This window comes from Achromobacter sp. 10T422 (assembly GCF_056394065.1).
Map to the genome: position 1 here is coordinate 474812 of NZ_JBFTHD010000004.1, position 23558 is coordinate 498369.

The following is a 23558-nucleotide window of genomic DNA, read 5'->3' on the forward strand; positions in this document are numbered from 1 at the left end:
GGAGTTTGAACGGCAGCAACGGGCCGGAAGACGTCGGCGGTTGCACAGTCCAACCCAGTTTCCTGAGCCGGAATATCGTCGTGGGTATACGCCTTGAGATCGGGCGGCATATGGGGCTGCGTAGGCTGTTGCATACGACGTTACGTCAGTAGCGCCGCCATGGCGCGGCCCGCAATCATGTCTTCGAACAGGGCCGCGAGATTCGGGGCGACGTCGCGGGTGTCCTCGAATTCCGGCTCGATGCCGTGCACGATGCGGCCCGAGTCGCGTTCTATCGCCAGGAATTCGTAATCGCCGGCAACGCTCATGTAGATCGGCGTGTGCTGTTGCCAGAAGTCCAGGACCGCCTGCCGGCCGGCGTCGTCCAGCGCGGCCTCCAGGCTGATATCGCGCAGGGTGTGCCAGGGAAAGGCGCTGTCCGCCGTGCAGTCATGGTCGGCTGCGCTCAGGAACCAGCGTGTCTGGTTTGCGTTGTGCAATTCTGTGAATGCCGCCAGGAAAGCGTCATAGCCGTACGCCTCGCCCGGCGCGCCCGCTGGCGTCGAGGTGGGCGTGGTCCGCAGCACCGTCCAGCCATGAGCGGCGAGATGATCCAGGAAGCGTTGTTGCGATGTCATGTCGGTTTCCTCGGATGAGCTATCAATGATATTTCAGTCTGAGCGAACCCGGGTTTTCCGGACACCCTAAGACGTAGGCAATACTTGAAGGAGGTGTCCCATGGATAAATCCAAATCCAAATCCAAATCCAAACTCGAACCCGAAGCCAAGCCGAGCGATGCCAAGCGCCAGCACCACAGCCGAGAGTTCAAGATTGAGGCCGTTCGACAGTTGGAGGAAGGCAAGATCAGCAGTAGGCAGTTGGCATTGATGTCCAGCAGCGGCATCATGCGCTGAATCGAGCAGACGTGAACGATGACGCCAGCGCCTTGCGTCAGCGTGACGTCATGCCCCATTTGCACGCGGGATACCGTGACGTCCGCAACGCAGCCCAGACCGGAAGTTCGTCATGACATAATCCCTGGCGCATCGTTCAGGAATTCTCATGCCGCACCCCTCCCCCGCTTTTCCCCCTCTCAATGCCGAACGCCTCTGGGCCCGCGTTGAAACCCTGTCCCGCTTCACCCTGCCCGACGTCCCCTGGACGCGCCGCGCGTTTTCGCCGCTGTTCAACGACGCGCGCGCCTGGCTGCGCAGCGAGTTTGAAGCGGCGGGCCTGACCACGCGCCTGGATGCGGGCGGCAACCTGGTCGGCACGCGCGCCGGCCGCAACCCGGGCGGCAAACCCATCGCCACCGGCTCGCACTGCGACACCGTCATGGCAGGCGGCCGTTTTGACGGCATCATCGGCGTGCTGGCGGGTATTGAAGTTGCGCACACGATGCAGGAACACGGCATCGAACTGGACCATCCGTTTGAAGTTATCGACTTCCTGTCTGAAGAGCCCAGCGACTACGGGATCTCGTGCGTGGGCAGCCGCGCGCTGTGCGGCCAGCTCTCGGCCGACATGCTGGCCGCTCGCAACCCGGAAGGCGAAACGCTGGCCGAAGGCATCGCCCGCATCGGCGGCGACCCGGCCGCGCTGAGTGCGCCGCTGCGCCGCGCGGGCGACACGGCCGCGTTCGTTGAACTGCATATCGAACAAGGCCCCGTGCTGGAAAGCCGTGGGCTGCCGATTGGTGTGGTCACCAACATCGTCGGCATCCGCCGCGTGCTGATTGTGGTGGAAGGCCAGCCCGACCACGCGGGCACCACGCCCATGGATATCCGGCGCGACGCGCTGGTGGGCGCGGCGCGCATTATTGATGCCGCCAGCCGCCAGGCCAGCGCGGCCAGCGGCAATCCGCATTACGTGGTGGCCACGGTGGGCCGTTTGTCGATGACGCCCAACGCCGCCAACGCGGTGCCGGGCCGCGTCGAGCTGACGCTTGAAATGCGCAGCGACAGCAATGCCGTGCTGGACGCCTTTCCCGAAACGCTGATGGCGGGCGTGGCCGAAGACCTGAAGGCGCTGCGCCTGACGGCCCACTTCTCGCAGCTGAGCCGCGCCCAACCCACCGACTGTTCGCCGCTGGTGATGGACGCGGTGAAGGCCGCCGCCGACCAGTTGGGTTACGCGTCCATGCGCCTGCCCAGCGGCGCGGGCCACGACGCCGTCTACATGGCGCCCACCGGACCCATCGGCATGATCTTCATCCCCTGCCTGAATGGCCGCAGCCATTGCCCGGAAGAGTGGATTGAACCGGCGCAGTTGCTGGACGGCACGCGCGTGCTGTATCAATCGGTGCTGGAGCTTGACCGCGTGCTGCGCGGCAACTGAGGCCGGCTTGTTGCTGGCAGACCGGCTTCGGCAGCCCCGATATCGGCAGACCCCTGCCGCCGCTGCGGTTATCGCCGGGCGGCAGGCGGTGCGCTGCCATAATGGACGCCTTGCGCCGGGTTCGCCCGGCGCCCACCGCACGTATTCTTGCCGCCCATGGAACAGATAGAACTCAACGACAGCACCGCCGACCGCTTCCTGCTGGATGCCCCCGGCCTGACGCTGCTGGTCTTTCACAGCCGCACCTGCGGCACCTGCCGCATCGCGCGTGAGCAATTGCCTGCGCTGGAATTACCCGTCGAACGCGTTTGCTGGGTGGATGCGGGCGACAACCGCGGCCTGGTGGAACGCTACGAAGTCTTCCACCTGCCCGCCATGTTCGTCACGCGCGACGGCGCTTTCTTTGGTCCGGTGCAATCGACGCTTGCCGAATGGGATCTTCGGCAGCAGATCGGCCTGGCGCTGGACAGCTACCCCGCCGAACTGCCGTGAGCGCGCCGCTCTCAGCCCCCTCCTCCAAACCGCTGCGTCTGCCGCTGGACACGCTGGCCACCGCCGGCATGCTGGCGCTGTGCGTGTGCTGGGGCTTTCAACAGATCGCCATCAAGCTCGTCGCGAGCGACATCGCGCCGATCATGCAGATTGGCCTGCGTTCGACGTTCGCGGCGCTGGTGCTGGCGGTGGTGGTGGGCCGCGCGGAAGGCGGACGCGCGTTCCGCGACGGCACTGCCCTGCCCGGCCTGATCGTGGGCCTGCTGTTCGCGGGCGAATTCCTGTTTGTGGCGCAGGGGTTGCTGTACACGACGGCCTCGCATATGTCGGTGTTCTTGTACACCGCGCCGATCTTCGCCGCGCTGGGGCTGCATTGGCTGCTGCCCGAAGAGCGCATGCAGCCGTTGCAATGGCTGGGCGTGGCGGTGGCGTTCGGAGGGATTGGGGTGGCGTTCCTGGGCGGAGGCAGTGATGCGGCGGACGGCACTGCGGCGGCCGGCATCAACATGCTGCTGGGCGACGCCATGGGCTTGGCGGCGGGTTTGCTATGGGGCGCAACCACGGTCGCCATCCGCAAGACCTCGCTGTCGGAAGCCGCGCCGTCGAAGACCTTGTTCTATCAAATGGCCGTGGCCTCGGTGGTGCTTCTAGCCTACGCGGCCTTCACGGGCCAGCACGGCATCCGCTACACGCAGGCCGCCGTGCTCAGCGTGGCGTTTCAGTCGGTGGTGGTGGCGCTGTCGAGCTATCTGGCCTGGTTCTGGCTGCTGCGCCGGTATCTGGCGTCGCGCCTGTCGATCCTGTCGTTCATGACACCGTTGTTTGGCGTGAGCTTTGGCGTGCTGATTCTGGACGAACCGCTGGACCGCCATTTCGTGCTGGGCGCGGTCATGGTGCTGGCGGGGATCACACTGGTCAGCGGCGCTGGCTTGCTGCGCGAGAAGCTGCGCAGGCGGTGAAGTGGATATCCCTTGGGCTTGCTTCAGGCCCGAGGCGAGACCCGCTTCAGACCCGAGGCAGGCCCGCTTCAGGCCCGCAGCGGACCCGGGTCAAACCCACCTCAGGCGCGTTTTTGCACCGCCCCAAGGTTCAACACAATCAACGCCGCGCCGGCCAACACCAGCGCAAACCCCCACCAATCCGCTGCGCCGGGCCGGTCGCCTACCAAGGCCATCGCGCCCAGCACGCCCACCACGGGCACCATCAGCGTCGTCAACGCGGCAACCGTCGCACTGACGCGTTCGCTCAGCACGAACCACAGCCAATACGCCACCGCCGTTCCCAAGATGATGTGGAACGCCAGCGCCGCCACGACCCGTCCATTCCAGCCCTGCGTGGGAAACGATTCGCCCGCGATCAGCATGCCCGCCAGCGCGCAGGTGGCGCCCACAACCAATTGCCATGCCGTGATGACGATGCGGTTGCCCGCCACCGGCCAGCGCTTCAGATAGACGGTGCCAGCCGCCCACCCAAATGCCGCCACCAGCGGAAACACCAGCCCCTTGGCGGCTGCCGGGTCATGTTCGCCGAAGACCGCTTGCAGTACCGGCCACGCCAGAATCGCCACGCCCATCGCGCCCAGCAGCAACGCCAGCGCGCGCCGCCGGTCCAGGCGTTCGCCCAGCACGGCCCAGGCCAGCAGCGCCGACATCATGGGCATGGTGAACGTCAGCACCGCCGCGCGCGACGTGCTGGTGCTGAGCTGCGCCCAGGCCACCGCCAGGTTGAACACGGCCACGGCAAGCACGCCGCCGACGATAATGCCGGGCCACGACGCGCGGGGTGGCAACAAGGCCACCCGCTTCGCGCCCGCCAGCAACAACAGCAGCACGGCGCCACTGCCCAGGCCCAGCAGCCGCAACGTAAACGGCGGGAAGATCGACAGGATGATCTTCACCGCCGGCCAGTTCAGCCCCCAGAACAGGGCGAGCGCAACCGGGATCAGGCGCACGCGGCCTTTTCCTTGGCGGCCAGTTCAGCCAGACCCACGCGCTGATTGCCTTCGGCGTCGAAATTCTCGGGGCTCAGCCAGCGTTGGTAGGCAACGCGCAGCGCGGGCCATTCGGTGTCGATGATCGAAAACCACGCCGTGTCGCGGCTGCGGCCCTTGTAGACCGTGGCTTGGCGGAACACGCCTTCAAACTGGAAGCCCAACCTTGCCGCCGCCTTGCGCGACGGCGCATTCAGGCTGTCGCATTTCCATTCGTAGCGCCGGTAGCCCAGTTCATCGAACGCGCGTTGCATCAGCAAAAATTGCGCTTCGGTGGCGATGCGGGTGCGCTTGAGCTGGCGCGAAAATGACACGAAGCCGACTTCTATGACGCCGTTAGCCGGGTCAATGCGCATCAGCGCCAGCGTGCCAATGGCGCGCCCGGTTTCCAGATCGATGATGGCGTGGTGCAGCGGGTCGTTGCCCGCTTGTGCGGACTCGGCGAACGCGCGGTACGCGGCCTCGTCGGCAAAGGGGCCGACGCCCATGTAAGTCCAGTCGCTATCGTCCGGCGCCTGGCTGAACGCTTGGTACAAGTCAGCCGCGTGGCGCTCGGCGGACAAGGGTTCCAGCCGGCAATACCGGCCCACGGCGGGGGTCAGCGGCGGACGCGCGCGCGGGGTCCAGCCGGGTACATCGGGGCCAATCGGTTGTTGAAATGCATTGACGCGGGGTTGCATGCGACGGAGCCTCATCCTGGTTAGCGCGCGCCGCCGGCCGTGGCGGACGCAACACGCATGGCCTCACGATATCGGAATCGTGGCATCATAAAAAGCACCACGACGACTGAATTTAATAGGGCCATGACACCCTCACCCCCGGGCCATCCTGCCGACCCTGCTGCGCTTGCGAGCCCACTGCGGTCCAGCCCCCTGCTTTCCAGCCCATTGCAGCGCGGCCCCGGCGCGCCGCCACGCCAGCGCCAGCTGATCCAGCGGCTCAAACAGGCCATCCTGGCCGGCCAATTGCCTGCGGGCGGCAAGCTGCCCTCGTCCCGCGCGCTATCCGAAGACCTGGAGATTTCCCGCAACACCGTGCTGATTGCCTACGAGCAGTTGACGGCCGAAGGCTACGTCATCGCCGACCGGCAAGGAACTCGGGTTGCGGCGTTGTCGGCCGCGCCCTTGTCGGCCGCGCCCTTGTCGGCCGCCGCAGTGTCGACCGGCGCGTTGTCGACGGCCGCGTTGTCGACGGCCGCGGTATCGACCGCCGCGGTGACGACCGCCGCGTCGTCCACCGCCGCGTCGTCCGCCGCCCTCGAACCCGCGGGCCGTGCCGCCCGTGCCGCCCGCGCGCCCGACTCCTCATCGCCGCCAGCCGCGCACGCACTGGCTACCGCCACGCGGCTGTCCCGCATCGTCTCCACGCGTTCACCCGTCGACAGTTCCTTGCCGATGACGCCCGGCACGCCCGCGCTGACCCAGTTCCCCATCAACGCGTGGCGCCGCGCGCAAGACCGCGCCCTGCAAGCCGCACCCGCAGCCACCTTGGGCTACGGCCATCCCATCGGCGAACCCGCCTTGCGCGAAGCCATCGCCCAATACCTGCGCGTGTCGCGCGGCGTGCATTGCGATGCCTCGCGCATCATCATCACCGAAGGCGCGCAAGGGGCGCTGGCGCTCTGCGTGCAGTTGCTGACCAACCCGGGCGACACGGCCTGGCTCGAAGAACCCGGCTATCGGGGCGCCAAGTCCGCCTTCAATGCCGGCGACCTGAACGTGGTGGCCATGCGGGTGGATGCCGACGGCATTGCCATCCCGGCTGACGCATGGCTGTCGAACCCGCCGCGCCTGATCCAGACCACGCCCACGCATCAATATCCGACGGGCGCTGTGCTGTCGGTGGCGCGCCGGCTGGAATTGCTGGAACGTGCGCGGCAGGCGGGCGCGTGGATTATCGAAGACGATTACGACAGCGAATTCCGCCATCAGGGCGAACCCATCGCGGCCATGCAGGGCCTGCTGCCGGACGCGCCCGTGCTGTACGTGGGCACCTTCAGCAAGACGATGTTCCCCGCTCTGCGACTGGGCTTTCTGGTGCTGCCCGAAGCCATCGCCAAGCCCGCAATGCCGTCCATCATCGAGATGCTGCGCGGCGGCCATCGGCTGGAGCAGCTGACGATGGCTGCCTTCATTGAGAACGGGCAGTTCTCACGCCACCTGGGCCGCATGCGGCGTTTGTACCGCCAGCGCCAGACGGCGCTGCGCGACGCATTGGCGGCGCACTTGGGCGTAGACCACGAGGTATTGGGCGGGCATAGCGGGCTGCATTTGACGGTGCGTTTGCCGCCTGAATTTCCCGATCAGCGCATTGTGGACGACGCGCGCAAGCTCGGCATGAACCCCAGCTCGCTGTCGTCGTTCGCCGTGAGGCCACGGCCCGAAGATAACGGCGTGGTGATCGGCTATGGCAACACCAGCGCCGACCGCTTTCCTGCCTTGATCAAGCGGCTGGGTGACGTGGCGCGTCAGGCGCGAAGAACGGCCTGAGCGCCCTTGCCAGTCGGAATCGGCTCGGCCGTCGCGAACGCCGGCTGCCGGTCCTAATCGACCAGCCCGCCCAGCACCAGCACGGCCAGCACGAGCCAGAACAGAAAGCCCACGATGGAGCGGCGCAGCAATGCCTTGACGGCCGCCCACAGGAACATCAGCCCCAGCACCAGCAGCACAAAGTTGAACAGCGACGGGCTCATGCCCATTGCCTTGGACAAGCCGGAATAGAAGTCGCCCAACGCGCCGCCCAGGCCGCCCAGCAACCACTTGATGCCCGCGACGATGGCGCGCAGGGCCTCGCCGAGCATGACGCCCAGCGATGCAAAGAAACCGTCTTCTTTCGGCATCAGCGGCGCGTGTCCATGATCATGCGCACGGCCAGACCGGCCAGCACGGTGCCCATCAGCCAGCGCTGAATCACCATCCACAAGGGGCGGCCCGCCAGGAAACCGGCGATGGAGCCGGCGGTGATGGCGATAACGGCATTCACCGACAGGCTGACGGCAACCTGCGTCATGCCCAGCACAAGCGACTGCGTGAAGACGCTGCCATGATCAGGCTGAATGAATTGCGGCAGCAACGACACATACATGACGGCGATCTTCGGGTTCAGCAGATTGGTCACCAGCCCCATCGTGAACAACGTGCGCGGGCTGCTCTTGGGCAGTTCGCGCACGTGGAACGGCGAGCGGCCGCCGGGCCGGATTGCCTGCCACGCCATGTACAGCAGATACAGCGCGCCGCCGATACGCAGCGCGTCATAGGCCACCGGCACGGTCAGCAGCAGCGCTGTGATGCCGAACGCCGCGCAGCACACATAAAAGATGAAGCCAACCGCCACGCCCCCCAGGGAAATCAAGCCAGCCTGCGGGCCTTGCGAGATGGAACGGGACACCAGGTAAATCATGTTGGGCCCGGGGGTGAGCACCATGCCCAGCGCAACCAGGGCGAACGTCAGCAGATGAGTCAGATCGGGCATGATGAGCCGGCGCGCGCCGGGCGATATCGGAAGAGATTCGCACACGTTATCGCAAAACTGTATCGAAACAGGTGTTTTTTTGTGCACGGCGGCAACGGCCAACGGTCCGTATCACCGCTACGACAAACCCCGGATCAAGCGGTGCGAATCCCGCGGCGTGGGCTTTACGCCCGCCTCTGCACAGGAATACAGTGAACCGGTTCGTTCGTCTGCATGGAGCGCCTGGACATGCCGCATCGTCATCGGCCCAACGTTTCCCCCATCATCCGCGTCGGCATCGGCGGCTGGACGTTTGCCCCCTGGCGCGGCCCGTTCTATCCCGAAGGCCTGCCCCACGCTCGGGAGCTGGAATACGCCAGCCAGCAGCTCAGCGCCATCGAAATCAATGGGACCTACTACAGCACGCAGAAGCCCGCCACGTTCGCCAAATGGCGCGACGAAACGCCTGACGGATTCGTCTTTTCGTTGAAGGCGTCGCGCTACGCGACCAACCGCCGCGAACTGGCGGGCGCCAAAGATTCCATCCACCGCTTCGTGCATAGCGGCATCGCCGAACTCGGCCCGAAGCTGGGGCCGGTGGTGTGGCAATTTGCGCCTACCAAAACGTTCAACGCGGCCGACTTCGGCGCCTTTCTTGAGCTATTGCCAGACAAGGTCGACGGCTTGCCGCTGCGCCATGTGGTGGACGTGCGCCACGCCAGCTTTGCCTGCGAAGACTATCTGGCGCTGGCGCGAAAACACCGCGTGGCCACGGTTTACACCGACAGTGAAGACTTTCCGTCCATTGCCGACCGCACCGCCGACTTCGTCTACGCGCGCCTGATGCGGGCCAGCACCACGTTCAAGGCCGGTTACGCGCCCAAGGTGCTGGACGCCTGGGCCGACCGCCTGCGCACGTGGGCGCGAGGGGCCGATCCGGCGGATTTGCCGTGCATCGGCCAGCCGCCATCGGGCACGGCGCGGCCGCAAGACGTGTACGCGTTCTTCATCAATGGGGCAAAAGAACGCGCGCCGGCAGCGGCGCGCGCGATGATTGAACGGCTTTCGTGACAGCGGCGGCCATCGTGGCCGCCGCGATTGCACCGTTGATGCTGCGGTTGATGGCGCCGCTTTATTGCACGGCTGATTGCGCCGCTTACTGCACGGTTGATTGCGCCGCTTACTGCGCGGCGGATTACGCCACTTACTGCGCGACCGGCGTGCGCAGCGTGACGAACTCTTCGGCGGCCGTCGGGTGAATGCCGATGGTGTCGTCAAACACTTGCTTGGTGGCGCCGGCCTTCAACGCCACGGCAATGCCCTGCACGATCTCGCCTGCGTCCGGGCCGACCATGTGCACGCCCAACACGCGGTCGGTCTTGGCGTCCACGATCAGCTTCATCAGCGTCTTTTCCTGCGATTCGGTCAGCGTTAGCTTCATGGGGCGGAAGCGGCTTTCGAACAGCTTGACCTCGTAGCCGGCCTCGCGCGCTTCTTCGGTTGTCATGCCCACCGTGCCGATGTTCGGCAGACTGAACACGGCTGTCGGGATCAGCTTGTAGTCGACCTTGCGGTATTCCTCGGGGCGGAACAGACGGCGGGCCACCGCCATGCCTTCGGCCAGCGCAACCGGCGTCAGCGGCACGCGTCCGATGACGTCGCCAATGGCCAGAATGGACGGTTCGGCCGTGCGGTATTCGTCATCCACGTCGATAAAGCCGTCGTCTTTCAGCTTGACGCCGGTGTTCTCCAGGCCCAGGTTGTCCAGCATCGGACGGCGGCCGGTGGCGTAGAACACGCAGTCGGTCTCGATGACGGAGCCGTCCTTCAAGGTGGCCACAAGCGACCCATCGGCCTGCTTGTCGATACGCGTCACGTCGGTGGAAAAGCGCAAGTCGACGCCCTTCTTCACGAGCTCGTCGCGCAGGTGTTCGCGCACGCCTTGATCAAAGCCGCGCAGGAACAGCGGGCCGCGATAGGCCTGCACGACTTCCGCGCCCAAGCCATTGAAAATAGAAGAAAATTCCACGGCGATGTAGCCGCCGCCCACCACCAGCACGCGGCGCGGGAGCGCCTTCAGGAAGAAGGCCTCGTTGGACGTGATGGCAAGTTCCTTGCCGGGAATATCGGGCACCTGCGGCCAGCCGCCAGTTGCCACCAGGATGTTGGCGGCCGTGTGGCGTTGGCCATTGATCTCGACCGTGTGCGGGTCGACGATGCGGGCGTGGCCCTCCAGCAGCGTCACGCCGCTATTGACCAGCAAGTTGCGGTAAATGCCGTTAAGACGATCGATTTCGCGATTCTTGTTGGCAATCAGCGTGGGCCAATCGAACGACGGCTTGCCCGTCGTCCAGCCAAAACCGTGGGCCTGTTCGAAGTCTTCGCTGTAATGGGCGCCGTAGACCAGCAGCTTCTTGGGCACGCAACCCACGTTGACGCAGGTGCCGCCCAGGTAGCGGCTTTCCGCCACGGCCACGCGGGCGCCAAAGCCTGCCGCAAAACGGGCCGCGCGCACGCCGCCCGAGCCCGCGCCGATTACAAACAGATCAAAATCGAATGCCATGTTGTTTCCTTCGCGTGCGCCTTGCGGGCCCGCGTTCACTGTCCGGGAAAACCGTATTTAACACTACCCGGCGTGGCGGATTGGTCACGCTGGGCATTCCCAAGGTATGACGATTGGCCTACAGTCGTTGCCACGGTGGCATCACGCCGCCCCAATCACCGGAGCGTTTCACTCATGTCGCTTGAAACCTGGCTGGCCTTTTTAGGCGCGTCGGMCCTGCTTGTGATGTTGCCTGGCCCCACCATCCTTACCGTCATCAGCTATTCCATTACCCATGGCAAACGCGCCCGCCTGCCGCTGGTGCTGGCCGTGGCGCTGGGGGATTCCACTGCACTTGTGCTGTCGCTGCTGGGCCTGGGCGCACTGCTGGCGGCGTCCGCGTTCTGGTTCACGGTAGTGAAAACCGTGGGCGGTCTGTATCTGCTGTACCTGGGCTTCAAGCTGCTGCGCGCGGGCGTCGCCCCCGCCACCCTGCCCAAGACCGAAGCCGTGGGCTCGCGCTGGAAGCTGTTCGCCAACACTTATCTGGTGACGGCGCTGAACCCCAAGGGCATGATTTTCTTCGTGGCCTTCCTGCCGCAGTTCATCGACCCGGCAGGCGACGTGACGCGCCAGCTCTGGATGCTGTCGGCCACGTTTGTCGCCTGCGCGGGGATCAACGCCGCGGCCTATGCGGTGTTTGCCGGATCGGCCCGCCGCTTGCTGTCGTCGCCCCGCGCGCAGCGTGGCTTCAACCTGGGCGGCGGCGCCATGCTGTCCGCCGCCGGCGTCTGGGCGATGCTGGCGCGGCGGGTGTAGAAGGCGAACCGCGGACGGCACGGCGGGCAGCGCACCGCTGCATTGCTGCATTGCTGCATTGCTGCATTGCTGCATTGCTGCATTGCTGCATTGCTGCACGGCTGCATTGCTGCACGGCTGCACTGCTGCACTGCTGCACCGCACAGCACCGCCGCACGGCGGCAGTGCACTGCTCTGTCGTTACGGCAGCGCCGCCGACACCGATTCAGGGTCGATCCCGTAACGGGTGATGGCTTCGGCGGCGCGAGTCCGGTCGATCAAGCCGTCATCCGCCAGCGCCTTCAAGGCCGCCAGTGCGATGTGGTGGCGGTCTACCTCGAAGAACGCGCGCAGCGCCTGCCGCGTGTCTGACCGGCCGAAACCGTCGGTACCCAAGGTCACATACCGCCGCCCGGCCATGAACGGGCGAATCTGTTCAGGCACCGTCTTCATATAGTCAGTGGCGGCCACCACCGGCCCGCTGCTGGCTGACAACGCGGTTTCGGCGTAACCGCGCCGCGCGTCTTCCAGCGGATGCAGACGGTTCCAGCGTTCGGCTTCCTGCCCGTCACGGCCCAGCTCCGAATAGCTGGTCACGCTCCAGACGTCGGCGGCCACGCCAAAATCCTGTTGCAGCAAATCGGCCGCGGCCAGGGTCTCGCGCAGAATCGCGCCGCTGCCCAACAGTTGCACCCGCAGCTGGCCCGGCGCGCCTTCGCGCAAACGGTACATGCCTTGCAGGATGCCGTCCTGCGCGCCTTCCGGCATGGGCGGGTGCGCGGTCTTTTCGTTGATCAGCGTCAGGTAGTAGAAGACGTCTTCCTGCTCCTGATACATGCGGCGCATGCCGTCCTGCACGATCACGGCAATTTCATAGGCGTAGGCCGGGTCATACGCGCGGCACGACGGAATGACCGAGGCCAGCACCTGGCTGTGGCCGTCGTCATGCTGCAAGCCTTCGCCTTCCAGCGTGGTCCGCCCCGACGTTGCGCCTAACAGGAACCCGCGTGCGCGGATGTCGCCTGCGGCCCAGGCCAGGTCACCCACGCGCTGGAAACCGAACATCGAATAGAAGATGTAGAACGGAATCGTGGCCACGCCATGGGTGCTGTGCGCGGTGGCGGCGGCAATCCATGACGACATCGCGCCGGATTCATTGATGCCTTCTTGCAGGATCTGCCCCTTGCGGTCTTCACGATAGACGCTCAATTGGTCCGCGTCCTGCGGCGTATACAGCTGGCCCACATGCGAATAAATACCCACCTGGCGGAACATGCCGTCCATGCCGAACGTGCGCGACTCATCCGGCACGATGGGCACCACGCGCTGGCCAATCACGGGGTCTTTGAGCAGTTGCGCCAAAACCCGCACGAACGCCATCGTGCTTGAAAACTCGCGGCCGTCGCTGCCTTTCAGGTGCGATGCAAACGCGTCCAGCGACGGCGTGACCAAGGGGCCGGGGCCCGCCGCGCGGCGCGGCAAATGGCCGCCCGCCCGCGCGATGGCTGCATCGAAGTAGGCCTGTTCGGCGCTGCCCGGCGCAGGCTTGATGTAAGGAATCTGTTCCAGTTGGTCGTCAGGCACGGCAATCGAAAAGCGATCGCGAAACGCGCGTACGGCCGGGTCGGCCATTTTCTTTTGCTGGTGGTTGGTATTGGCGGCCTCGCCCGCCGCGCCCATGCCGTAGCCCTTGACCGTCTTGGCCAGAATGACCGTAGGCTGGCCACGATGCGCCACAGCCGAGGCATAGGCCGCGTAAACCTTGGCCGGGTCGTGGCCGCCGCGGTTCAACGCGCCGATCTCGTCGTCGGACAGATGCGCCACCCGTTCGCGCAGCACCGGGTCGGCGCCAAAGAAATGCTCGCGCACATAAGCGCCGCCGCGTGCCTTGAACACCTGGTATTCGCCGTCCACGCACTGCATCATCCGGCGGCGCAAGCGGCCGTCGTGGTCTTGGGCAAGCAACGCATCCCAGCCCGCGCCCCAGATCACCTTGATGACGTTCCAGCCCGCCCCGCGGTACACGCTTTCCAGTTCCTGGATGATCTTGGCGTTGCCGCGCACCGGCCCATCCAGCCGTTGCAGGTTGCAATTGACGACGAAGATCAGATTGTCGAGCTTCTCGCGGCCAGCCATGGCCACTGCCGCCAGCGTTTCAGGCTGATCCTGTTCACCGTCACCCAGAAAGCCCCATACCTTGCGGCCCTGTGCAGGGATCAGTTCGCGGTCTTCCAGATAGCGCATGTAGCGCGCCTGATACGCCGCCATCAACGGCCCCAGCCCCATCGACACCGTCGGAAACTGCCAGAACGACGGCATGGTGCGCGGATGCGGATACGAGGCCAGCCCGCCCCCGCCGATCTCGCGCCGGAAGCGGTCAAGCTCGGCTTCCGAGATGCGGCCTTCCAGGTAGGCGCGGGCATAGATGCCGGGCGCCGAATGGCCCTGGATATAGAGCATGTCGCCCAGAAATTCCGGCGTCGCGGCGCGGAAAAAATGGCGGTAGCCGGTTTCGTACAGCGTGGTGGCCGATGCGTAGGTGGCGATGTGCCCGCCGACGCCCGAGGTCTTGCCGGCCCGCAGCACCATGGCCATGGCGTTCCAGCGCAGGTAGGCGTCCAGGCGCAGCTCGATGCCCACGTCACCCGGGAACGCGCCCTGCGCGGCCGGGGCAATGGAGTTCACGTAGGGCGTGACGCCGGGCGCGGCATAGCGCCCGTTGGCGGCGCGGTCCTGATTGATCAGTTGATCCAGCAGATAGTGCGTGCGCGGCAGGCCTTCATGCGCCAGCACAGCCTGCATGGCTTCCAGCCATTCCTGAGTTTCCTGCGGGTCGGCGTCAATCGGGTCAGCGGCTATCGGGTCGGCGTCAATCGGGTCAGCGTCTATCGGGTCGAGCGGGGTATCCATGGGCGTCCTCCTTCGGGTGCGTGGGCGGCGCCGGGATCAGGTCCAACGGCGCTCGCATTTCACATCGTGAATTGCAATTGCATCATGTGCAATTGCAATCGTAAAAAGGATCTTGAACAATTGCAAGTGCAACTACTTCAGGACAAATCCGCGCGCACGGCCGAACGCCAGCCTCTTACAATCGCCGCTGCACCTCTGAATCAAAAGGAATGGATCGCATGGCCACGGGCAAGCCTGACGCGTGGAGCCTCTTTCTGACCGCGCATGCGCTGGTCGTCGAGGAAATTGAAAAGCGGCTGTCGGCCGCCGACCTGCCGCCGCTGGCCTGGTACGACGCGCTGTGGGCGCTGGAACGCGCGCCCGATGGCACGGCGCGCATGTTCGAAATGGCCGAACGCATGGTGATCGCGCGCTACAACCTGACGCGTCTGATGGACCGCATTGAAGCGGCTGGCCTGGTCGAACGCTTTCGTTCCGATGAAGACCGGCGCGCAACCTATGCGCGGCTGACGCCCAAGGGCCGGGCTCTGCGGCGCGAAATGTGGAAGGTTTACGGCCCCGCCATCGACGAGCTGTTCCTGTCGCAATTGCCCGAAGCGCAACAAGCCGCCATGGCCGAGAGCTTTCGCCACATCGCCCGCCACGTGCGGGCCAAAAGCGCACCACCCACAATGTGAACCAGGAATTCTCGCAATGACCTCCCACGCCCGCCCGCTGCATATCGGCATCGTCGCCTGCTCCGCCGAAGGCGCGGCGCTGTGTTATCGCACGCTGTGCGCGGAGGGCGCCGCGCGCATGGGGCCGCACGCGCATCCGGAAATTTCACTGCACACGCATTCACTGGCCGACTACGTGGTCTGCCTGGATCAAGGCGACCTGCCCGGCGTGGGCGCACTGATGCTGTCGTCTGCCGGAAAGCTGGCGCGTGCCGGCGCCGACTTCCTGATTTGCCCCGACAACACCATCCATCAGGCGCTGGGCCATGTGCAGCCGGCGTCGCCGCTGCCCTGGCTGCACATCGCCGAAGCGGTGGCCGCCGACGCCGTGGCGCGCGGGTTTCGGCGCATCGGCATTCTGGGCACGCGCTGGCTGGTGGATAGCGAGGTCTACCCGGAAAAACTGGGCGCGGTGGGGCTGGAGGCTGTGCGGCCTTCGGAAGACGACCGCATCGCGATGGGCCGCATCATCATGGACGAACTGGTCTATGGCGAGTTCAAGCCGGAGTCGGTGGCGCGGCTGCAAACCATCATCGAACACTTGCGCGATGCCGGTTGCGATGCGGTGGTGCTGGGCTGCACGGAACTACCGCTGGTGTTGAACGACACGAATTCGGTGCTGCCCACGCTGGATTCCACCCGGCTGCTGGCGCGCGCGGCGCTCACGGCGGCCATCAACTCGGCGTTGCCCGGCGCTCACTCCTTCGCTGACTGCGGCTAAATCTGGTCCAGGCCGTATTGGCGCAGCCGGCTCAGGTCCATCACCTTGATCTGGTTGTACGCCAGCGCCAGGATGCCCAGGTCAGCCAGCAGCTGCAACGCCTGGTTGACCCGCTGGCGCGACAGGCCGGTCAGATAGCCGAGCTCTTCCTGCGAAATCGCCAGCGTCAAGTCCGTGGACGGATACAGCTGCGGGTTGAACAACTGCGCAAGCGATTGCGCCACGCGCGCATCCGCATCCAACAGCCGATGGTTCTGGATGGACGCAATGAACTCGCCCATGCGGTCATTCAATTGGCCAATGACAAAGTGCGAAAACGGCAGGCTGGCCGCCAGCAACGCGTGAAAGGTGGCGGCCGGCACCGACATCACCAGCGACGGCTGAATCGCCACCACGTCGTACTTGCGCAGCTCGCGCTTGATGACGCTGCCTTCGCCAAACCAGCCGCCCGGCGGCACGCCGGAAAATGTGCAGCTGCGTCCCGATTCGTTGTAGATCGCCAGCTTCAGCAAGCCCGTGTGCACGCCCAGCCAGTAATCAGACGGCGCATTGCGCCGCGCGATCCACGCGCCACTTCCCACGTGTTCGGCGCGCGCCGTCGCCAGCACCAGATTCTGGTGGCGGGCGTCCAGCGCGCCGAACCAGGCACAGGCCCGAAACAGGCGGGCAAGCTCCGTGGCGGAAACAGGGTTTAAAACATCGGACATGGGTGGAAACCGTGTAAAACTGGAAGTTTGCGGGCTCAGACGGCGGTCTGTCATGCAGACGACAGACAGTATTTTCCGGCCGGCCCTACGCTCACGCAAGCGACGGGGATCAACCTTTTCCCCGAAATAAATAAGGGGCGCCTTGTGCGTTCCATTCGGAGACAACGCATGAGCAGCATGTTCGACCAGGGCCTGGCGCGCCGCGACGCCAACTACGAAGCCTTGACGCCCGTGGATTTCATCGCGCGCGCCGCCGAGGTCTACGGCAACCGCCTGGCCGTGGTGCATGGCAACGTGCGCCGCACCTGGGGCCAGACCTATGAACGCGCCCAGCGGCTGGCTAACGCGCTGGCGCAGGCCGGCATTAAGCGCGGCGATACCGTCGCCGTCATGCTGCCCAACATTCCCGCCATGGTCGAGGCCCACTTCGGCGTGCCGATGCTGGGCGCTGTGCTCAACACCTTGAACACCCGGCTCGATACGCCCAGCGTGCTGTTCATGCTGGGCCACGGCGAAGCCCGCGCGCTGATCGTTGACACCGAATACGGCGACGTCGCGCAGCGCGCCCGCGCCGAATTCCCGCATCTGAAGATCGTGTCCGTGCACGACCTGGCATCCGCGCCCGCCACCCTGCCTGGCGCGACCGACTACGAAGCCTTCCTGGCCGACGCGCCCGCCACTTTCGACTGGAAGCCGCCCGCTGATGAATGGGACGCCATCGCGCTGAACTACACGTCAGGCACCACAGGCGACCCGAAGGGCGTGGTCTACCACTACCGCGGCGCCTACCTGAACGCCATCAGCAACATCCTGGAATGGGACATGCCCAAGCACGCGGTCTATCTGTGGACGCTGCCCATGTTCCATTGCAATGGCTGGTGCTTCCCCTGGACAGTGGCCGCCCGCGCGGGCGTGAACGTGTGCCTGCGCAAGTTTGATCCCCAGACCGTGTTCGACCTGATCCGTGCCGAAGGCGTCACGCATTACTGCGGCGCGCCTATCGTGCAAAGCGCGCTGGCGAATGCGCCCGCCGAGATGCGCGCCGGCATCACGCATACCGTGCGCACGATGGTCGCGGGCGCCGCGCCCGCACCGGCCGTCATCGCAAAGATGCGCGACATCGGCTTCGAGCTGACGCACGTTTATGGCTTGACGGAAGTCTATGGCCCGGCCGCCGTCTGCGCCCGCCAGGAAGCGTGGGACGCGCTGGACGACGAACGCCGCGCAATGCTGACCGCGCGCCAGGGCGTGCGCTATCACTTGCAGGCGGGCGTGTCGGTGCGCAACCCCGAGACCATGGAAGAAGTGCCCGCCGACGAACAGACCGTTGGCGAAGTCATGTTCCGCGGCAACATCTGCATGAAGGGCTATCTGAAGAATGACCGCGCCACCGACGATGCGTTTGCGGGCGGTTGGTTCCACACGGGTGACCTGGGCGTGATGACGGCGGACGGGTACGTGCGCATCAAAGACCGCAGCAAGGACATCATTATTTCGGGCGGTGAAAACATCTCGAGCATCGAGGTCGAAGACGCGTTGTACCGCCACCCTTGCGTTGCCGCCGTGGCGGTGGTGGCCATGCCCGACCCGAAGTGGGGCGAAACGCCGTGCGCCTTCGTCGAACTGAAGCCCGGGTTCACGGCTACCGCCGAAGAAATCATTGCGCACTGCAAACTGCTGCTGCCGGGCTTCAAGGTCCCGCGCGCGGTGCGCTTTGGCGAACTGCCCAAGACGTCCACCGGCAAGATTCAGAAGTTTGAACTGCGCGCCGCGGTCGGCGCGACCCAGGCCATTGATGTGGCCAATCCTGGCGCAAAGTCTGATGCGAAGTCCGACGCCAAGCCCAACGCCAATCCCGACGCCACCGCGGTGGCCAATCCCAAGAAAGCCGTCTGAACGCCGGCGCCAACACCCCCAATCAGGAGCTCCGAGGCCATGACGTACCAAGCCCCCGTGAAAGACATGTTGTTCGTGTTGAACCATCTGGCCGGCCTGCAGCAAGTTGCCGCGCTGCCCGGTTACGAGGAGGCCACGCCCGACACCGCCCAAGCTGTGCTGGAAGAGTCCGCCCACTTCGCCGCCGATGTGCTGGCGCCGCTGAACCACGCCGCCGACCGCGAACCCAGCGCCTGGCGCGACGGCAAGGTCACGACCTCGCCCGGCTTCAAGCAGGCTTTCCGCCAATACACCGAAGCCGGCTGGCAGGGCATGTCGCATCCCGTTGAGTACGGCGGCCAGGGCCTGCCCGGCCTGATCGGCTCGCCTTGCTCTGAAATGCTGAACGCCGCCAATCTGTCGTTCGCGCTGTGCCCGCTGCTGACCAACGGCGCCATCGAAGCCCTGCTGACGGCCGGCTCGCCCGAACTGAAATCGCGCTTCATCGGCCCCATGATTTCGGGCCAGTGGACGGGCACCATGAACCTGACCGAGCCGCAGGCCGGTTCCGACCTGGCCATGATCCGCACGCGCGCACAGCCCGTGGGCGATGGCACGTACCGGCTGTCCGGCACCAAGATCTTCATCACCTATGGCGACCACGATCTGACCGAGAACATCCTGCACCTGGTGCTGGCCCGGCTGCCCGACGCGCCCGAAGGCGTGAAGGGCATTTCGCTGTTCCTGGTGCCCAAGTTCCTGGTGAACGAAGACGGCTCGCTGGGCGCCCGCAACGACGTCGAGTGCGTGTCGATTGAGCACAAGCTGGGCATCAAGGCCAGCCCCACCGCCACGCTGCAATTCGGCGATGCGGGCGGCGCGCTGGGCTATCTGGTCGGCCAGGAAAACCGCGGGCTGGACGCCATGTTCATCATGATGAACGCCGCGCGCTACGCGGTGGGCGTGCAGGGCATCGCCATCGCTGACCGCGCGTACCAGCATGCGCTGGCCTACGCCGCCGAACGCGTGCAGAGCCGCCCGGTTGATGGCTCATCGCGCGAGGCAGTGCCCATCATCCAGCACCCCGACGTGCGCCGCATGCTGGGCACGATGCGCGCCCTGACCGAAGCGGGCCGCGCGCTGGCCTATGTGACCGCCGGCCATGCCGATCTGGCGCACGCCAGCCCCGACGCCACCGAACGCAAACACCAGTTGGCCATCCAGGAATTTCTGGTGCCCATCGTGAAAGGCTGGTGCACCGAAATGTCGATCGACGTCGCCAGCCTGGGCGTGCAGGTGCACGGCGGCATGGGCTTCATCGAGGAAACCGGCGCCGCGCAGTACTACCGCGACGCCCGCATCCTGACCATCTATGAAGGCACCACCGCCATCCAGGCGAATGACCTGGTCGGCCGCAAGACCTTGCGCGATGGCGGCGCGGTGGCGCAAGCCTTGCTCGCCGGCATCCAGCAAACGGAAAAGGAGCTGGAATCGCGCAGCGAACCGGCCGCTGCTCTGGTGCTGAAGCCGCTGCGCCAGGCACGGATGGCGTTGGCGAATGTGGTGGACTTCGTGCTGGCCAACGCGGCCGGCGCGCCCAACGCCGTCTTCGGTTCGGCCGTGCCGTATCTGCTGCTGGCGGGCACGACGCTGGCCGGTTGGCAGATGGCGCGCGCGTTGCTCGCGAGCCTGGACCATCGCCAGGAAGACCCGGCGTTCCACGACGCCAAGATCGCCACCGTGCAGTGCTACGCCTTGCACAAGCTGACGCAGGCGCCGGGCTTGGCAGCGGTGGTGCTGGGTTCGAAGGATTACGAGGTCCAGCCTTAAGCCAGCAAGCGACCGGCTCGGCACGGGGTTCGCGCCCGGAAGGATAACGAGCGCGGCAGCTGGGCACTTGGCTTGCCCCTCGTGCGACAACGAGCGCAATAGCCAGCGTGACAGCGTGTGCTACCCAAAGAGACCGCCTTCAGGGCGGTCTCTTTGCATGCGCGGGCGGTCAGAATGCGCTCTGGCCCCGTCATTAAGCATATAACCATAAAGAATAAAGAACGAGAATAAACATATTTAAAATCATTAAACGGACACCGGAAAACCCTTTGCCCGTAGGCAAAGCGCCAGCCGTATCAAGGCGCGATTCACAGGATTCCCCATGTTCCGCAAGCTCTTGATTGCCACCCTGCTTTCCGCTGCCGCCACTGCCCCCGCCCTGTCCGCCCCGCCCGTCCTGGAAATCGGCTATCTGCCGATCTTGCCCGACGCGCAATTGTTCGTCGGACTGGAAGAAGGCACGCTGCAAGCCAAGGGCGCCCCCGCGCCCAAGCTGGTGCAATTCCAGAGCGGCCCGGCGCTGACGCAAGCGCTGATCGCCGGCCAGTTGGACGCCGCCTACGTGGGCATTGGGCCGGCGCTGGTGGCGCGCGCCAAGGGCGCGCCGATCAAGGTCGTGGCGTCGAACATCGTTGAACAGGTCAACGTGGTGGCGCTGGGCCCGTTGGCGCCCTACTTCGCGTCGGGCGACCCGGCCACCGCCTTCGCCCGCTTCGCCAAGGATCACGGCCGCAAGCCCGTCATCGCCAGCTATCCCAAGGGCGCCGTGCCGGAAGCCGCGTTGCAATATTGGCTACGCAATCAGATCAAGGCTGACCCGGCCAGCGTCGAACTCATCTATCAAGGCGAAGCCCAGATTCAGCAATCGCTGCTGACGGGCGCCATTGATGGCGCGGCCATCCTGGAACCCACCGTCACCACCGTGCTGACCCGCGCCCCGGAATCGCGCGTGGTGGCACGGGGGTCCGAGCTGTTTCCCAAGCAGCCGGGCGCTGTGCTGCTGGTGCGTGAAAAGCTCATCGCCGACCATCCCGACACCGTGCAGCAACTGGTGAACGCGCATCTGGCGGCCACGGCGCTGTTGAAGAACGACCCGGCCAAGGCCGCAGGCTACGTACAGAAATACGTGGGTGGCGGCCGCCTGGACCGCGCGCTGGTCGAGAAAGCCATCCGCAGCTCGCACGACCAATTCGAGGCCAACCCGCACGCCATCGTCAATGCGACGGCCGAGCTGCAAACGTTCCAGGCCACGCTTGGCACGGTGGAAGCGCCGCCCGTGGATGTGAAGCAATTGTTCGACACCCGCTACTACGACAAGGCCGCCAAGCCATGAGCCAGGGCGCGCACGTGACCGCCGCGCCGGGGTCATCATCCCTGCGGACAGCCCCGCAGTCATCGCCCCGCAACGGCCCGCCGCCCTGGCTGGCCGCCGCGCGCCGGGCGGCCTATGGCATTGCGGGGCTGATCATTTTCATAGGCATCTGGAAAGCCGCGCTGATCTGGGAATGGGCGCCGCGCGGCACCCTGCCCGATCCGTTCGCGCTGCCCGGCACCTTGGCGCAGGAATGGCAATCGGGCCGTTTACTGCCCGCCATCGGGTCCAGCCTGGTGCACTATTTCTGGGGGCTGGCGCTGGGCACTGCGCTGGGCTTCGGCGTGGGGCTGGCCGCCGCGACGCTGCCGCGCTTTGATCTGATGCAGGCGTATCTGGCCCGCATCCTGCGCCCGATTCCGCCGCTGGCCTGGGTGGTATTCGCCATTGCCTGGTTCAAGGTCAGCCACGCGGGCGCGGCCTTCGTCATCGCTATCGGCGTGTTCTGGGTGAACTACTTCGCCACCTACAGCGCCGTGCGCAACGTAGACCCTCGCTATTACGAACTGGCCCGCGCGTTTGGCCACGGCGGCTATCTGGCGCGCGCGTTTTCCGTGACGCTGCCCGCCATCGCGCCCGGCGCCTTGTCGGGCGTGCGCACCGGCATTGGCCAGGCCTGGATGACCTTGATCGCGGCCGAACTGCTGGGCGTGCCGGGCATGGGCCAAGAGATGAACGCTGCGGCGGGCGTCGGCGCTTACGACGCCGTCGTCGTCTACATGCTGATCATTTCGCTGGTCTACACAATCTGCGACCTGGCGTTCTCCGCCGTCGAAAGCAAGGTGCTGCAATGGCGTCCGTAATTGAGTTTTCGAAGCTGTCTTATCAGCATCCGGGCGCGGCCGCGCCGGTCATCCAGGGCTTGTCGTTGCAGATTGAAGCGGGCAGCTTTGTTGCGGTGGTGGGCGGCTCGGGTGTGGGCAAGTCCACCTTGCTGCGCGCCGCCGCCGGGCTGACCGAGCCGACCTCCGGCGACGTCCAGTTCCAGGCGCAGCCGCGCCCGGGCCGCCGCACACGCGCCGTGGTGTTTCAAGACAGCCGCCTGATGCCGTGGCGCACGGTGGGCGGCAATGTGGGCTATGGGCTGGAAGGCCTGGGGCTGGACCGCGAAGAAAAATCGCAACGCATCGCCTCGGCGCTGCAACTGACCGACATGGCCGACTACGGCCGGCGCTGGCCGCATCAGCTGTCGGGCGGCCAGGCGCAGCGGGTGGGCATTGCGCGCGCGCTGGCGGTCAAGCCCGACCTGCTGTTGATGGACGAACCCTTCAGCGCGGTTGACGCCATCACGCGCCGCAACCTGCAACAAGAGCTGATCCGCGTCTGGCAGGCTTCTGGCGCGGCGGTGCTGTTCGTGACGCACGACATCGAAGAAGCGGTGTTCCTGGCCGACAAGGTCGTGGTGCTGGGCGGGCACCCCGCCAATATCGTGGGCAGTTACGATATCGGCCTGCCGCGCCCCCGCGACCGTGGCGCGGCGGCCTTCGCCGCACAGGTGGCGGCCATCGCCCACACGCTGGAACACCACTGACATGATTCAACTGCTGATACACGCCCCCACTCCCGCCTCGCTGGACCGCGCCCGCCGCAACGCCGCGAACCTGAAGAAGGCCGACCCGCAAGCCCGGGTGGAGATCGTGGCCAACGCCGGCGCCGTGGCCGCCGCGCTGGCCGAACCGCATCCCACGGACGAACATCTGGTGCTGTGCCAGAACACGCTGACCGCGACGGGCGCCACCGCGCCAGCCCACGTGCAAACGGCGCCTGCCGCGGTGCTGCATATTGCGCAGCGTCAGGCGGACGGCTGGGCGTATATGCGGGCTTGAAATCACGGGCTT

At 65.7% G+C, this 23558-nt stretch carries 23 protein-coding genes; 15 read left to right on the forward strand and 8 right to left on the reverse strand.

The annotated features are described in order from the left end of the window. Positions 1 to 140: 140 nt before the first annotated feature. Entirely contained in the window at positions 141 to 617 is a 477-nt protein-coding gene (locus AC1DB0_RS12690) for a hypothetical protein (protein WP_476756994.1), read from the reverse strand. Positions 618 to 717: 100 nt separating this feature from the next. Here AC1DB0_RS12690 and AC1DB0_RS12695 point away from each other — a divergent pair, with 100 nt between their 5' ends. The 4 genes from AC1DB0_RS12695 (at position 718) to AC1DB0_RS12710 (ending at position 3768) form a co-directional block, all read left to right on the forward strand. Beyond that, positions 718 to 894 carry a hypothetical protein gene (locus AC1DB0_RS12695; RefSeq protein ID WP_476756995.1) on the forward strand — a complete coding sequence of 59 codons (177 nt, stop codon included), beginning with the start codon at positions 718 to 720 and terminating at the stop codon, positions 892 to 894. 148 nt (positions 895 to 1042) lie between these two features. Beyond that, positions 1043 to 2317 (forward strand): allantoate amidohydrolase, encoded by a 1275-nt coding sequence (locus AC1DB0_RS12700; RefSeq protein WP_476756996.1) that lies wholly within the window; start codon positions 1043 to 1045, stop codon positions 2315 to 2317. A gap of 156 nt (positions 2318 to 2473) precedes the next feature. After that, on the forward strand, positions 2474 to 2809 hold the full coding sequence (locus AC1DB0_RS12705; protein WP_006226863.1) for a thioredoxin family protein: 336 nt from the start codon (positions 2474 to 2476) through the stop codon (positions 2807 to 2809). Between the two features lie 68 nt (positions 2810 to 2877). Then, positions 2878 to 3768: a DMT family transporter gene (locus AC1DB0_RS12710; RefSeq protein ID WP_476757093.1), complete on the forward strand. Its 891-nt coding sequence runs from the start codon at positions 2878 to 2880 to the stop codon at positions 3766 to 3768. A gap of 101 nt (positions 3769 to 3869) precedes the next feature. Here the strand turns inward: AC1DB0_RS12710 and AC1DB0_RS12715 are convergent, their stop codons facing one another. Both AC1DB0_RS12715 and AC1DB0_RS12720 read right to left on the reverse strand, forming a co-directional pair. Continuing rightward, on the reverse strand, positions 3870 to 4760 hold the full coding sequence (locus AC1DB0_RS12715) for a DMT family transporter (RefSeq protein WP_054422231.1): 891 nt from the start codon (positions 4758 to 4760) through the stop codon (positions 3870 to 3872). Beyond that, complete coding sequence (locus tag AC1DB0_RS12720; RefSeq protein WP_476756997.1) at positions 4751 to 5479, reverse strand: GNAT family N-acetyltransferase; 729 nt, start codon at positions 5477 to 5479, stop codon at positions 4751 to 4753. Before AC1DB0_RS12720 ends, AC1DB0_RS12715 begins: the two co-directional genes overlap by 10 nt. A 123-nt stretch (positions 5480 to 5602) precedes the next feature. Here AC1DB0_RS12720 and pdxR point away from each other — a divergent pair, with 123 nt between their 5' ends. Continuing rightward, a complete protein-coding gene (pdxR, locus tag AC1DB0_RS12725; protein ID WP_476756998.1) occupies positions 5603 to 7288 on the forward strand; it encodes a MocR-like pyridoxine biosynthesis transcription factor PdxR in 1686 nt (561 codons plus the stop codon). A gap of 53 nt (positions 7289 to 7341) precedes the next feature. On the opposite strand, the gene AC1DB0_RS12730 is transcribed toward pdxR, so the two are convergent. Both AC1DB0_RS12730 and AC1DB0_RS12735 read right to left on the reverse strand, forming a co-directional pair. Next, entirely contained in the window at positions 7342 to 7638 is a 297-nt protein-coding gene (locus AC1DB0_RS12730; protein ID WP_054422233.1) for a hypothetical protein, read from the reverse strand. After that, positions 7638 to 8270: a LysE family translocator gene (locus AC1DB0_RS12735; protein WP_476756999.1), complete on the reverse strand. Its 633-nt coding sequence runs from the start codon at positions 8268 to 8270 to the stop codon at positions 7638 to 7640. Before AC1DB0_RS12735 ends, AC1DB0_RS12730 begins: the two co-directional genes overlap by 1 nt. A gap of 228 nt (positions 8271 to 8498) precedes the next feature. Here AC1DB0_RS12735 and AC1DB0_RS12740 point away from each other — a divergent pair, with 228 nt between their 5' ends. Next, positions 8499 to 9320: a DUF72 domain-containing protein gene (locus AC1DB0_RS12740; protein ID WP_054422458.1), complete on the forward strand. Its 822-nt coding sequence runs from the start codon at positions 8499 to 8501 to the stop codon at positions 9318 to 9320. 133 nt (positions 9321 to 9453) lie between these two features. Here AC1DB0_RS12740 and gorA read toward each other — a convergent pair whose 3' ends face one another. Then, the gene (gene gorA / locus AC1DB0_RS12745; RefSeq protein WP_476758679.1) at positions 9454 to 10812 is read right to left on the reverse strand and encodes a glutathione-disulfide reductase; all 1359 of its coding nucleotides are present in this window, start codon (positions 10810 to 10812) and stop codon (positions 9454 to 9456) included. A 174-nt stretch (positions 10813 to 10986) separates the two neighbouring features. Between gorA and AC1DB0_RS12750 the strand changes: the two genes are divergently transcribed. After that, positions 10987 to 11610: a LysE family translocator gene (locus tag AC1DB0_RS12750; protein WP_476758680.1), complete on the forward strand. Its 624-nt coding sequence runs from the start codon at positions 10987 to 10989 to the stop codon at positions 11608 to 11610. A 180-nt stretch (positions 11611 to 11790) separates the two neighbouring features. Here AC1DB0_RS12750 and aceE read toward each other — a convergent pair whose 3' ends face one another. Continuing rightward, entirely contained in the window at positions 11791 to 14499 is a 2709-nt protein-coding gene (gene aceE / locus AC1DB0_RS12755; RefSeq protein WP_476757001.1) for a pyruvate dehydrogenase (acetyl-transferring), homodimeric type, read from the reverse strand. A gap of 218 nt (positions 14500 to 14717) precedes the next feature. Between aceE and AC1DB0_RS12760 the strand changes: the two genes are divergently transcribed. Together AC1DB0_RS12760 and AC1DB0_RS12765 are read left to right on the forward strand one after the other, a co-directional pair. Beyond that, positions 14718 to 15176, forward strand: coding sequence for a MarR family winged helix-turn-helix transcriptional regulator (locus tag AC1DB0_RS12760; protein ID WP_054422237.1), 459 nt, complete (start codon positions 14718 to 14720; stop codon positions 15174 to 15176). A 16-nt stretch (positions 15177 to 15192) separates the two neighbouring features. Continuing rightward, positions 15193 to 15936 carry an aspartate/glutamate racemase family protein gene (locus tag AC1DB0_RS12765; protein WP_476757002.1) on the forward strand — a complete coding sequence of 248 codons (744 nt, stop codon included), beginning with the start codon at positions 15193 to 15195 and terminating at the stop codon, positions 15934 to 15936. On the opposite strand, the gene AC1DB0_RS12770 is transcribed toward AC1DB0_RS12765, so the two are convergent. Beyond that, on the reverse strand, positions 15933 to 16643 hold the full coding sequence (locus AC1DB0_RS12770) for a Crp/Fnr family transcriptional regulator (protein ID WP_476757003.1): 711 nt from the start codon (positions 16641 to 16643) through the stop codon (positions 15933 to 15935). The genes AC1DB0_RS12765 and AC1DB0_RS12770 overlap by 4 nt on opposite strands. A gap of 168 nt (positions 16644 to 16811) precedes the next feature. Between AC1DB0_RS12770 and AC1DB0_RS12775 the strand changes: the two genes are divergently transcribed. The 6 genes from AC1DB0_RS12775 (at position 16812) to AC1DB0_RS12800 (ending at position 23546) form a co-directional block, all read left to right on the forward strand. Further along, positions 16812 to 18539, forward strand: a complete 1728-nt coding sequence (locus AC1DB0_RS12775; RefSeq protein ID WP_476757004.1) for an acyl-CoA synthetase — start codon at positions 16812 to 16814, stop codon at positions 18537 to 18539. Between the two features lie 39 nt (positions 18540 to 18578). After that, positions 18579 to 20348, forward strand: a complete 1770-nt coding sequence (locus AC1DB0_RS12780) for an acyl-CoA dehydrogenase (protein ID WP_175169890.1) — start codon at positions 18579 to 18581, stop codon at positions 20346 to 20348. 322 nt (positions 20349 to 20670) lie between these two features. Continuing rightward, positions 20671 to 21681: an ABC transporter substrate-binding protein gene (locus AC1DB0_RS12785; protein WP_054422242.1), complete on the forward strand. Its 1011-nt coding sequence runs from the start codon at positions 20671 to 20673 to the stop codon at positions 21679 to 21681. Beyond that, positions 21678 to 22523, forward strand: coding sequence for an ABC transporter permease (locus tag AC1DB0_RS12790; RefSeq protein WP_245636287.1), 846 nt, complete (start codon positions 21678 to 21680; stop codon positions 22521 to 22523). The genes AC1DB0_RS12785 and AC1DB0_RS12790 overlap by 4 nt, the downstream gene beginning before the upstream one ends. Beyond that, a complete protein-coding gene (locus AC1DB0_RS12795) occupies positions 22511 to 23251 on the forward strand; it encodes an ABC transporter ATP-binding protein (RefSeq protein ID WP_447981385.1) in 741 nt (246 codons plus the stop codon). The genes AC1DB0_RS12790 and AC1DB0_RS12795 overlap by 13 nt, the downstream gene beginning before the upstream one ends. A gap of 1 nt (position 23252) precedes the next feature. Continuing rightward, positions 23253 to 23546: a hypothetical protein gene (locus tag AC1DB0_RS12800; protein WP_175169888.1), complete on the forward strand. Its 294-nt coding sequence runs from the start codon at positions 23253 to 23255 to the stop codon at positions 23544 to 23546. Positions 23547 to 23558 lie beyond the last annotated feature (12 nt).